The 10777-nt window shown below is 60.0% G+C and carries 12 protein-coding genes; 7 read left to right on the forward strand and 5 right to left on the reverse strand.

Translation table 11 applies throughout. From position 1 onward, the window contains the following. Window positions 1-667 precede the first annotated feature (667 nt). The 3 genes from GF399_08365 (at window position 668) to GF399_08375 (ending at window position 2155) form a co-directional block, all read left to right on the forward strand. Window positions 668-1192, forward strand: coding sequence for a methyltransferase domain-containing protein (locus tag GF399_08365; protein MBD3400331.1), 525 nt, complete (start codon window positions 668-670; stop codon window positions 1190-1192). Between the two features lie 130 nt (window positions 1193-1322). Further along, window positions 1323-1661, forward strand: a complete 339-nt coding sequence (locus GF399_08370) for a hypothetical protein (GenBank protein ID MBD3400332.1) — start codon at window positions 1323-1325, stop codon at window positions 1659-1661. Continuing rightward, window positions 1658-2155 carry a helix-turn-helix domain-containing protein gene (locus GF399_08375; GenBank protein ID MBD3400333.1) on the forward strand — a complete coding sequence of 166 codons (498 nt, stop codon included), beginning with the start codon at window positions 1658-1660 and terminating at the stop codon, window positions 2153-2155. Before GF399_08370 ends, GF399_08375 begins: the two co-directional genes overlap by 4 nt. Window positions 2156-2229: 74 nt before the next feature. Here the strand turns inward: GF399_08375 and GF399_08380 are convergent, their stop codons facing one another. Further along, entirely contained in the window at window positions 2230-2574 is a 345-nt protein-coding gene (locus GF399_08380) for a hypothetical protein (protein MBD3400334.1), read from the reverse strand. A gap of 60 nt (window positions 2575-2634) precedes the next feature. Beyond that, window positions 2635-3228 carry a methyltransferase domain-containing protein gene (locus tag GF399_08385; GenBank protein MBD3400335.1) on the reverse strand — a complete coding sequence of 198 codons (594 nt, stop codon included), beginning with the start codon at window positions 3226-3228 and terminating at the stop codon, window positions 2635-2637. 403 nt (window positions 3229-3631) lie between these two features. Here GF399_08385 and GF399_08390 point away from each other — a divergent pair, with 403 nt between their 5' ends. After that, the gene (locus GF399_08390; GenBank protein MBD3400336.1) at window positions 3632-3889 is read left to right on the forward strand and encodes a hypothetical protein; all 258 of its coding nucleotides are present in this window, start codon (window positions 3632-3634) and stop codon (window positions 3887-3889) included. Here the strand turns inward: GF399_08390 and GF399_08395 are convergent. Both GF399_08395 and GF399_08400 read right to left on the reverse strand, forming a co-directional pair. Beyond that, window positions 3832-4416: a hypothetical protein gene (locus GF399_08395; GenBank protein MBD3400337.1), complete on the reverse strand. Its 585-nt coding sequence runs from the start codon at window positions 4414-4416 to the stop codon at window positions 3832-3834. The two genes, GF399_08390 and GF399_08395, sit on opposite strands and share 58 nt — an antisense overlap. Before the next feature lie 726 nt (window positions 4417-5142). Continuing rightward, window positions 5143-5598 carry a hypothetical protein gene (locus GF399_08400; GenBank protein ID MBD3400338.1) on the reverse strand — a complete coding sequence of 152 codons (456 nt, stop codon included), beginning with the start codon at window positions 5596-5598 and terminating at the stop codon, window positions 5143-5145. Window positions 5599-5912: 314 nt separating this feature from the next. Between GF399_08400 and GF399_08405 the strand changes: the two genes are divergently transcribed. Next, window positions 5913-6842, forward strand: a complete 930-nt coding sequence (locus tag GF399_08405; GenBank protein MBD3400339.1) for an EamA family transporter — start codon at window positions 5913-5915, stop codon at window positions 6840-6842. Beyond that, the gene (locus GF399_08410) at window positions 6839-7780 is read left to right on the forward strand and encodes an EamA family transporter (protein ID MBD3400340.1); all 942 of its coding nucleotides are present in this window, start codon (window positions 6839-6841) and stop codon (window positions 7778-7780) included. Before GF399_08405 ends, GF399_08410 begins: the two co-directional genes overlap by 4 nt. A gap of 62 nt (window positions 7781-7842) precedes the next feature. On the opposite strand, the gene GF399_08415 is transcribed toward GF399_08410, so the two are convergent. Further along, a complete protein-coding gene (locus GF399_08415) occupies window positions 7843-9609 on the reverse strand; it encodes a T9SS type A sorting domain-containing protein (GenBank protein MBD3400341.1) in 1767 nt (588 codons plus the stop codon). A 222-nt stretch (window positions 9610-9831) separates the two neighbouring features. Here GF399_08415 and GF399_08420 point away from each other — a divergent pair, with 222 nt between their 5' ends. Beyond that, window positions 9832-10581 carry an outer membrane lipoprotein-sorting protein gene (locus GF399_08420; GenBank protein MBD3400342.1) on the forward strand — a complete coding sequence of 250 codons (750 nt, stop codon included), beginning with the start codon at window positions 9832-9834 and terminating at the stop codon, window positions 10579-10581. Window positions 10582-10777 lie beyond the last annotated feature (196 nt).

Genomic DNA, 10777 nt, shown 5'->3' on the forward strand with positions numbered 1-10777 from the left:
TACAACTATGTCGACTGTACAAGGATCCAGTTGGTTTGTCTCATCTCGCTGCGTCTGCATGGAGGAAAGGTCTCTCCCTTCGAAAGGGCTATCCTCTCTCCACAACAACTGCAGCTATAAAGACCCGAGATTGGGCACTTTTGTCCAGGTTTGTAACTCATATTCACCTCCTTTTACAAAAAAATAGATTGTCACTTCTACTTGTTAGATTAGTCAACAGACTATTGTCTTCATCATATGAATAACATCGTCCCATTGTAGCCCCTGAAAAACAGCCCCCGGCATTCCCGCTACAATGCAGCCTGCAACAGCGCCGGAACTGGCACGGTTTTTGCGGAGGCGGACCGTTATCTTAGTTCTAACGGTCGCCGAGATGCAAAAACCGTGCCAGTTCCGGCGTCCGTTAACTATGACTCCCCGGTGGAGCTCGGGGGGTGGGGGGGCTGTTTTTCAAAGGCTGGGGGATCCAGTTCCGGCAATCGTGATCATTTGAGGCAGTAGCTGTCTTGCTTCCTACTCACCTGCCTGCCGTAATCCCCCGCGAGACACCACCGCGGGGGTTTTTGTAACTATGACCAAGCGCGACACCAGCCATCTGCGGAACCTCTTTTAGGATCCGAAGCGCGCCCGGGCCTACGGCCGGCGCCCGGCCAGGCGCAACGCCCGCCTGGGGCGCTACTACGCCGAGTACCTGAAAACGAGGGTGGACTACCGGGGCGGGCCCATTCTGGACGCCGGCTGCTGCGGCGGCGAGACCCTGATCGAGCTGGTTAAGGCCTTCCCACGGAGCAAGCTGGCGGGGGTGGACCTTTCCGAAGAGCTGCTGGAGCTGGCCCGGAGTCGGGCGGAGGAGGAGGGGTTGGCGCAGCGGATCGACTTCCGCCGGGCCGACGTCACCGCGCTGCCCTTCCCCGACGACCAGTTCGAGTTCGTCCTCAGCCAGGACATGCTCCAGGTGGTGCTGGACGCCGCGGCCCTGGTCGACGAGCTGGCGCGGGTCAGCCGGTCGGAGGGTTTCTTCTACATCCGGGCGATCAAGCGTTCCTGGCTGGCGGCGCTGGTGCCGATCCTCAAGATCGCCTTTTCGGCGGCGGAAGCCCGGGAACTGCTAAACGAAACCCGGCTGCGCCCCTGGCGGCTTGTCGAAAACACCTGGTACTACACGATCCTGCCGCAGGGCGCGCCGGAGTAGGGTAATAAAGACCCCCTTCGAGGGTATTGCCAATTTTGATTTCAAGTAATATGGTTGACGCCCCGTCAATCTCATGCTATATTGACTGTACGTTTAATGACTAAACTACTGATTTATAATGAGGAGTCATATGCAAGAAGAGCTTTCCCCCGCGGAAGCGGAAACCGAATTACAACTATGTCTCGATAACGGATTGATACCAACATCGCATTTCCGGAAGGAACTTAAAAAAGAACAACGAACAATGGGTTCTATCAGATACGTACTAATTAATGGTTCAATAACCAAGAAAGCTGTCTGGGATACCAAACGTGAAAACTGGAAATACCGGATTGAAGGCCTTGAACCTGATGGAAAATGGCTGGTTATCATCTTCTGTTTTTCTGAAGAGAACGAGGTGATCCTGATAACCGTTTACTCCGAGAAGAATCCGAACAAACAGGTCACACGAAAACGAAAGAGGCCATGAGACATCTGTGCAGCATCTGCGAAACACCGATGGAACGTGCCCGGGGCGATTACCCCTTTCCCGAGAGCGGGTTATCAGGGGTGGTGCTGAGAGACATTCAGTTACTCAAGTGTCCAAAGTGCGGAGCCATCGATCCCATCATCCCAAGGTTTAAACATCTGTTCTATTTCCTGGCCCGAATATTGTTGAAGAAAGAGAGCATACTCTGTGGCGAGGAGATACATTTTCTCAGATTGCATTTGGGGATGAATGCCAAGGAGTTCGCCGACCTGGTGGGGGTGGATAAATCAACCCTCTCCCGCTGGGAACACGACCGACAGCGGATTAGTCCGACCAACGATCGCCTGATCCGGTTGATTGTATACAGCTTGATGAAACAACAGCCGCTAAATGAGCTCAAGCGATTGATCCACATTGAGCACCCCGATGATCACACCTGCGCCAAGTTCATCGTCGAGGAGCGCGACGGCGAGTACCACGCCGAGATTGCCTGAGTCCAACCTGACCCGACCAGCTATAAAAACGCCCCCGACGGGGCGTTTTCTCGACGAGCGGCTTGCCTGGGGGCCTACTCCCCCGGGGTCTCGCACTGGTAGAGGGGCGGCGCCGGCGGCTGGATCAGGCACTGCTCCTTCTTGCGCGGCGGGGCGAAGCCCAGCTCCAGGGAGACGGGGCCGAAGATCAGTCCGGCCAGGGCGACGAGGCCGCCGACGATCATCCCGGTCAGACCCCAGCCGCGGCGTTTGCGCCCCAGCGACAGGGCCCGCCCGCCCTCGACAACGATGCGCTCGAAGTTCGAGCCGGGGGGGCCGATGGTCTTGGCCCGGCCGCGCTTGAGGTTGCAGCGGCCGATCAGGAACCACAGCAGGCCGTTGGCGGCCAGGGAGGCGCCGATCAGAACCAGGTCGAGCATATATTAGAGGGGTCGCGGTGACCCCTCGATTGTAGTATCAGCTCGCGGGGATGGCCAGGCTCAATACTTGTCGCCCATGATCAGGAACATCTCGTCGGAGTCGATACGCACGCTGACGTGGAGGCCGGCCTGCTCCATCGAGCGGGCGATCTCGTCCATCTCGGGCAGGTAGCCCTCTTCTTCACCGTGGAGCTGGTTGATGGTCTCGCGGGAATCGGCATGGGCCACGATCAGGCGCCCGCCCTCCTTGAGCCCGGCCGCCAGTTTATGCATAATCCGCCCGTGGTGGGCGAAATGGGGAAAGGACGAATAGCACAGGATGGCGTCGTACTGGCCGTCGAAGGTGAAACGGCTGATGTCGTCATTGTAGTAGCGCAGCTCGGGATGCTGATCGACGGGGTATTTGCGCCGGGCCACCTCGATCATCCGCGCCGAGAAATCCAGGGCGTGGATGACGCCGCCGGGGCGCAGGTCCCGCAACAGGTAGGGCAGCATCACCCCGGTGCCGCAACCGACGTCGAGAACCCGCTGGCCCGGGGCCAGCTCCATCATCCCGGCGATGAAGCCCAGCTTGTCCGGCCGATGGCTGACGATCCGATCCCACTCCTCGGCGATGTTGTCGAAGAAGATGCGTTGATCGGTGTCTTCAAGCATGCTGCCAGCCGCCTCGGGTTAAGGGTTCATCCAGTGATCGATCTCGGAGCCGGCGAGCGGTTGTTCACTAAACATAGGGTATCGCTGCCGACATCAATATAAGCAATATATAATAAGCTCTTCGTTATAGTACCTTTCGCGTGCTATTCAGAATTTTGGTTCACTAGCAAAGATGCAGTCGATGCGAGAGCCTGATGCGTTGATGATACATCTTCGAATAAGCTTTACGATCGGGATGCGCCTGACGATAGAGCTGTGTGATGGAAGTGTGAAGGATTAATAAAAGCTGAAGTATGAGGAAGTATACTAAAAGCCTGGTATGCTGTCCAGCACAATTTTGCTGATAAACCACAAGTCCGCTGAGCGGCGACGGCGCGGCGGCGTCACCGGAAACAATCGACCGATGCGACAGCGACACGAAAAAGACGATAAAGCAAAAGCCCGCCGCAGCGGACTGGCGGCCTTCGCCGCCCAACCGTTGATGGGCCTGTTGCTGTTGCTGGTGATCGCCGGAGCCCTGACCGTGGTTTTCGCCGTTCGGCCCCTGGTGGGCTGGCTGGCCCTGGGCGTCGTCGTCGCCTTCATCGTCGTCCGCCTGCTGCGTTACCTGCGGTGGCGGCGGCGCGAGGGCGGCTCCGCCGACGGCTCCTCCCCCTCCTGAGCACCCTCCTCGAAGTCGCCCCCCTCACCGCGCAGCCGCCGGCGCGTCTCCAACACGAAGCGCAGCACCGCCGTCCCCGAAACCTGCTCCGGAAACCTCAGATCCAGCTTGCCACCCAGTTCGAGCAGCACCTCCAGACGGTAGGCGACGCGGTCCGTGTCCTTGCGCAGATAGAGCACCAACAGCGAGACCACCACCGTCACCACGCCGAGCACGAAACCCCAGCGACCCGGCAGCTCCACCAGCCAACTGAAGGCCAGCAGGCCGATCAGCACCAGCATCGCCGCCACCAGGCGCCAGGGACCGAAGACCAGCCGCGAGCGCATCCGCACGCTGCGCACCTGGGACAGCAACAGCACCCGCCATCCCGTCTCCAGGCCGAAAAGGTGCAGCTCCTCGCCGGCCAAAACAGCGTCGGGCTCCGCGGTGTCCAGGTTGACCTCGCCGCCGTAATCCCGCCGCAGGCTGCGCGCCGACGGCGGAAAATCAGCGGGAAAACGGGGCGGACTGTCGAACTGCGGGTTCATTCAACCTCGACTCGCCGACGGGGTTTTGGCTTAGGGATCATCACCGCAGATGAGCATCGGTGTTGCAGTTGGGTACTTTTCTTAGCATGAACAAGTATCTTCTCCAGCCACCAACCAAGGAGGCAATGGGGCGGGGAAGGGCGGGACGAGGGATCGGCACGTCAAGTGACCAAGGTGTAACCACCGCTGTCACTACCGATGCGCCGACGGGCGGCGAATGTGCATATGCAGTCGCAAGCGCTTTACCTGCAAACCCGCTCGCCGGGGGCTGTCGGCGTAAATCGGCGAGTTGACAGCCGAGCTGGTTTGGTTTGAGGTAACCGCGGCCCGAGCGGCCAAGTTTTTTTCGTACCATTCGTGAGCGTATAGCCGCCGACCGTGAAGACGAGCTGGAGAAGCTCGACGGGCCCCTCGAGGTCGACGAGTCCTGCTTCGGCGGCCACCACAACGGCAAGCGCGGACGGGGCGCCGACGGCTGGGAGGCCTATAACAAGCTGTCGCTCAACGGTTTCCACCACAGTCGCATCAACCACGACAAGACACTGGTTGACGGCAAGCTGCCTATCAACGGCCTCGAGAACTTGCGGGGCTAGGCCAAACTCCGTCTAAAGGCCTACCGCGGCGGCGTCAAACGCAACCTTAGACTCATTATCATCCATGAAAGATCGTTCGGATTTAACCAACCCGACGACGAAAACGGCGACGACGAAAACGCGCTAAACTACCTCAGGAGCAGTCTTTGCGCTTGTTCATGATTCGGTGATCATTCCTTAGCCTATTCCTCAACAACCTCCAAAGCGTGCGGGCGTAGGTCAACAGGAAGGCCCCGACTCCGCCGAGCAGTCCGGCGCCGGCGGCACCCACCGGACAACCCGGTTGGCCGCAGATCGGACAAACACTGAAGGCGGCATAGAGACCGCTCAGGCCCAACCAGAAACCCAGAAAGCGCAGCAACCGCGCCCACCAACCGTTGCTTCGGCGCCGACGGCCGATGCCGGCCCGACGCAGATCCTCCTCGCTCAGCGACTCCAGCGGACCACTGAAACGGTGCTCGTGACGGTGACCGGATTCACAGCTCCAGACAACGCCGATGCCCTCCTCGTTTTCCACGACCTCGACGGGCGCGTCATCAGCCAGACCCGCCAGGCGACGCACCCTTACCGCTAGCTCCGTCCTCTCCATCAAGACTGCCTCCTGCTGCGCACGACCGTTGAAAAACAGTCCCCCGGCGACGGCGACCCGCGCGACGAGATCGGGCCGCCGGAACCGGCACGGTTTTTGCGGAGGCGAACCGTTGTCATCGCTCTCAACGGTCGCCGAGATGCAAAAACCGTGCCGGTTCCGGCGCCGCGAGCTTGGGCGGGAACGCTTTTTGGGGACTGTTTTTAAACGGTCGCCCCGCCGTGACATGGAGTAATTACCATCTTGAATGAGTAGTATAACACCCCGACGCTCGCTTTACCGGGATGGACTAATGTGCTAGCATCGCCGCCGTTATGCCGAAAAGCGACAAACAGCCCTCGCGTCTGGCGGCCCTGGCGGTCATGGCCGGAGTGACCCTGGTCTGGAGCGGGGCCTTCGCCGCGCTCAAATTCGGTCTGGGAACGCTGAGCCCCGGTGCCGCCCTGCTGTTGCGCTTCCTGCCGGTCTGGCTGCTCAGCGGGCTCTACCTGCTCAAGCGCCGTCGGGACTTCGCCGCCCTGGTCAAGGCCCGACCGCTGACGGTCATCGCCGCTTGTGTGTTGGGCACGGCGGGCTACCACATGTTCCTGACCTTCGGCCTGCAGGGGGTCAGTTCGGCGACCTCGGCGCTGATCGTCTCCTGCGGGGCCCTGTTCACCTACATCATCTCGGTGTCGGTCAAGCTGGAGAAGCCGGTCCTGCGGCGCTTCATCGGTATCGTCCTGGCCTTGGGCGGGCTGTATCTGGTGCTGCGCTACGGTTCGGGCGCCGAGTTCGACGCCCGCTACCTGGGCTTCGTCCTGCTGGTTTTCGGCGCCCCGCTTTCCTGGTCCAGCTACACGATCCTGGTCAAGAAGCTGACCGCCCGCGAGGAGACCGCCGACGTCAACCTGCTAACGGCGGCGACCTTCTTCATCGGCTCGCTGCCCTTCTTCGCCCTGATCGACGAAACCTTTTTCGCCGCTTTCAGCCAGCCGCTGACCCTGGTGCTGCTGCCGGGCTACCTCGGTCTGGCGGCCTCCCTGGGCGGCTACCTGGGCTGGAACTGGTCTCTCAAACGGGCCCACCCCAGCCAGGTGGCGGCATTTTTGACTTTGGTGCCCGTGCTGGCCCATCTGTGGGGCTACCTGTTCCTCGACGAGACGCTGACCTGGATGGCCGCCGTCGGCGGAACCTTCGTCCTGGCGGGCATCACCGTGGTCAATCTACGCAAGCGCAAGCAGCGGGCGGTGGTCGAGGGATGAGCGCAGGACGCGGTAAAGCGCTGGCCTACGCCGGGGTCATCGCCCAGACCCTGATCTCCGCCGGGACCTACCTGCTGGGCAAGGTGGCCGTCGACCAGCTCGAACCCCTGGCGCTGTGCTACCTGCGCTTCGGCTCGGCCGGGCTGCTACTGTTCGCCGTCGCCAAACTCAGCGGCGCCGACCTGCGCGTCCGCCGCGAGGAGTTGCCCCTGCTGGCCGGCCTGGGCCTGCTGGTGGTGATGGCCGATCCGCTGCTGTTCCTCTACGGTCTGCGCCTTTCCAGCGCCAGCCAGATCAGCCTGCTCTACCCGATGAGCCCGATCTTCGTCCTGCTGATCGCCCGGGCCCGCAAAGTCGAGTACCCGGGCTGGAAACGCTGGCTGGGGGTGATCCTCAGCTTCGTCGGCGTGGCCGTCTTCGTCACCGAAAGCGGGCTGTCCTACTCCCTGGACAACCTGTTCGGCAACCTGCTGGTGCTGGGCGCCGTCTTCAGTTGGGCCCTCTACACCACCTTCTCCAAGACCCTCGTCGAGCGGCGCGGCACCCTGGCCGCCCTGACCCTCTCCGTCGTCGCCGGGATGGTCATCTTCACCCCCGTCGGCCTGACCGCCGCCCTGAGCGCCGACTACTCCGCGGTCACCTGGGACGGCTGGCTGGGGCTGGGCTACCTGAGCGTGGTCACCGTGGTGATCGGCTACTTCTGCTACAACTTCGCCCTCTCGCGCCTGGACGCCAGCCAGGTGGCGGTGATGGCCAACGGCCAGCCCATCGCCACGGTCATCCTGGCGGCCCTGATCCTGGGCGAGAAGATCACCACCCTGTTCATCATCGGCGGCGCGGTGGCCCTGACCGGGGTGACGCTGACCCAGCTCTCCGGCAACCGTCTGCCCCGCCGCGGGCCCCTGCCGCCGGGCGCCCTCGAGCAGAACGCCGAATAGCTGCAATCCAGTAAAAACAAGCGGTGGGGGCAACTCTCCCACCGCTTGTGTTTAGGGACGCCTTAGTCTGAGATTACGACACGTTCACGGACTAGCTCATCCCCCGAGTCGATGACCAGGCTGTAAACGCCCGGCTCCAGGTTGGAGCGCTCGTTGAGGTTTAGCCTCAGGGAGTTAGCACCGGCCCTTATCTGAGTGGTCGGCAACTCACTGACCCGACGCCCCGCCAGATCGTAGAGCACCGGCCGCACTTCGGTATCCTCGGGACAGTCGAGGCAGACGGTCAGCATCCCCCGACTGGGATTGGGATAGAGACCACTGCAGCGCAGGGCGTTGCTTGAGGCGGTGTCGGTATCTCCCGAGGCAACGAGCCCGCCGGGGAAGGAAGGGGTGTTATAAACGTAGTAAACGTCAGTACCGGCAGAGAAGGATGCCCCCATGGGCTGATTGCCGGGCGAGGCGGCGAAATGATCGTAGTTGACACTGAAACCTAGATCATTCAGATAGAAGTGGTTGAAACTACCGCCGTCCTTAGTGGCAATGACGGGATGGTTGTAAAAGTTTTCACCGATTCCGCTTGGATAGATGATCACGGGCTGATCATGGCTGGAGTAATGAATTGCAACGTTAGGGGCAGCCGATGAGCTGATGGTAATGCTGTCAATGCATTCCTCGGCCGACCAACTCGCCCCTCCATCGGACGAGTAGCGGTAACAGATCGCCCAGTTCGCTCCTCCCAGGGGGCGTGAGTAGACAACGCCGTAGTGCTGACCGTCGTAGGTGTCAATCCAGACATCGCCGGCGGTGTTGTTTAGAACGACATCGCCTTCGATGTTCCAATCACCGTCATTGGAGTAGAGAACGTGAGTGCTGTCGGGGTTGCTCCCGCTCCAGCAAACACAGTAATTCGTATGGATAAATGGACCGATCGCCATGTTGAGCGAGATATCCTCGTAAGGATCAAGGTTGACATCAATCCCACCGAAACCCTTTTTGGACCAGGTTACAGTATTTTCAAGACTCGTTCCGACCTGCATCCCGAACATGAAAGTATAGTCGTTCATACCGATATACATGTCGTGTATATAGGCAACGACAGGCAGATAAGCGTCCTGGGTATCATCGTAGACGATTTCACAGCAACTGGTCAGGATCGGATCGGTGATCCATTCCTCGATAAGGTCGCTGTAATGCTGCTCTGTTACGCAAAAACTCTTCGTTGTCGTCTGTTGGGTGTCGGCGTCGTAGTAGCGGTAATGCCCGTAGACCTCATTGTGCCAGCTACAAGAAATCCCGTTGACGGTATCGTCGTAATAGTTGCTGGAAAAATGACTCAGGGTTGGTTGCCCTTCGTAGTGAGGCGGCTCGAGAAAACCATATGCTCCCGTAGTGCTGAAAACCGGAGCACCTGATGGGTTGAAGATAAAGGCATTCGAGAGGTAACCGTCATAATTCGTGTCATTTAATGCGCCCACGGACGGCAACTGGTTATAGAGGTTCACCCCCACATCACAGAACGGACCCTTGTCGTTGACGTAGAAAACCTCGTATTCAGCGAAAGCGGCGAAGGTCATGATCAGGACCAGGAGTGTGACGGTGATCAACTTCCGCATCGTTTCTCCTTTCGGGGCTTGACAGGACTTGGATTGCCAGCATAACGGAGTTTGAACGCCTTGCAGTAGTCTAGTAAACCTCAAATTTAGTGTCAATACGCTTGTCGATATGTTTATGTCCTTATGAGTAGCATCGTGAAAAGTACACCCCGGAACTACCCCTGGTAAACCATGTCTTGTTATCATGAGCACTGTTTTTGCCTGCAGCGACAACATCACCCTCAGCGGTTAAATAAGGCTTCGCGCATCAGGAACAAGTCATTCATGGCTTCCTCCCTCCTGCCCCATTCACTTCAATTAGAATACGGCCGCGTAACCGGCCGCGTAACGTTGATCTAAACCAGAGGAACCTCCCTTCGTAACAGAGATTAACACAGCCTTGGAAGACGACCAGGCGACTGCTATAATCAAGCAACCCTCAAGACGAAGGAGGAACGAGTGAATCGTCTAATCAACGCCCTCGTCACCCTGGGCGTACTGCTGCCGCTGGCAGCCGCCGCCCTGACCGGCGACGAAATCCTGGCCAAGATCGACGAGACCTTCTCCACCGACAGCATGTGGAGCGTGGCCCAGGAGACCATCGTCACCCCGGAGGGCGAGAGCCGCAGCTTCACCATCGAAAGCTACGCCAAGGACGGCTCCCGGCTCCAACTGACCAAATACGTCAAACCGGCCAGCGTCGCCGGAACGACCTTCCTGATGCTGGACTACGGCGACGACATCTGGACCTACTTCCCCGACACCGGCCGCACCCGGCAGATCGCCGCCAACGCCCGCCATCGCTCGGTGATGGGCTCCAACATGACCTACGAGGACATGGCCATCGCCGGCAACTACCAGGACAACTACGACGCCCAGGCCCTGGGCCGGGAGGATTACGCCGGCGTCGAGTGCCAGAAACTCCAACTCACCCCGAGCTACGCCTACAGCTCCTATTCCCGACTCATCGCCTGGGTCGACCCCGGCACCTGGGTGCCCCTGCGCATCGACTACTACGACGAAACCGGCGAGCTGCTCAAACGGATGCTGATGCGCGACATCCGCAGCGTCTCCGGCATCCCCACCCCCTACTATACCGAGGTCCGCGGCCTGCAGGACAATTCGCTGACCAAGATGACCCTGGTCAACGTGCGCTACGACCTCGACCTGTCCGAGGACCTCTTCTCCACCTCCCAGTTGGGCGACTGAACGCCGATCCGGTCGTCCCGCAGCAAACACCGCGGGCGCGGGTCTCGAACCCGCGCCCGTTTCCACAACCCCCGACACCGGGCGAAAAACGACCCCGAAACACCGCGCAACGGCCGTTACCCGCCGCCGGAACCGGCACGGTTTTTGCGGAGGCGGACCGTTGCCAATGCTCCAACGGTCGCCGAGATGCAAAAAC

Source organism: Candidatus Coatesbacteria bacterium (genome assembly GCA_014728225.1).
GTDB lineage: Bacteria > RBG-13-66-14 > RBG-13-66-14 > RBG-13-66-14 > RBG-13-66-14 > WJLX01.

Coding starts and splice junctions, on each gene's coding strand:
- GF399_08370 (MBD3400332.1), top strand. CDS start 1,323: ATGCAAGAAGAGCTTTCCCCCGCGGAAGCGGAAACCGAATTACAACTA.
- GF399_08375 (MBD3400333.1), top strand. CDS start 1,658: ATGAGACATCTGTGCAGCATCTGCGAAACACCGATGGAACGTGCCCGG.
- GF399_08380 (MBD3400334.1), bottom strand. CDS start 2,574: ATGCTCGACCTGGTTCTGATCGGCGCCTCCCTGGCCGCCAACGGCCTG.
- GF399_08385 (MBD3400335.1), bottom strand. CDS start 3,228: ATGCTTGAAGACACCGATCAACGCATCTTCTTCGACAACATCGCCGAG.
- GF399_08390 (MBD3400336.1), top strand. CDS start 3,632: ATGCGACAGCGACACGAAAAAGACGATAAAGCAAAAGCCCGCCGCAGC.
- GF399_08395 (MBD3400337.1), bottom strand. CDS start 4,416: ATGAACCCGCAGTTCGACAGTCCGCCCCGTTTTCCCGCTGATTTTCCG.
- GF399_08400 (MBD3400338.1), bottom strand. CDS start 5,598: ATGGAGAGGACGGAGCTAGCGGTAAGGGTGCGTCGCCTGGCGGGTCTG.
- GF399_08405 (MBD3400339.1), top strand. CDS start 5,913: ATGCCGAAAAGCGACAAACAGCCCTCGCGTCTGGCGGCCCTGGCGGTC.
- GF399_08410 (MBD3400340.1), top strand. CDS start 6,839: ATGAGCGCAGGACGCGGTAAAGCGCTGGCCTACGCCGGGGTCATCGCC.
- GF399_08415 (MBD3400341.1), bottom strand. CDS start 9,609: ATGTTGTCGCTGCAGGCAAAAACAGTGCTCATGATAACAAGACATGGT.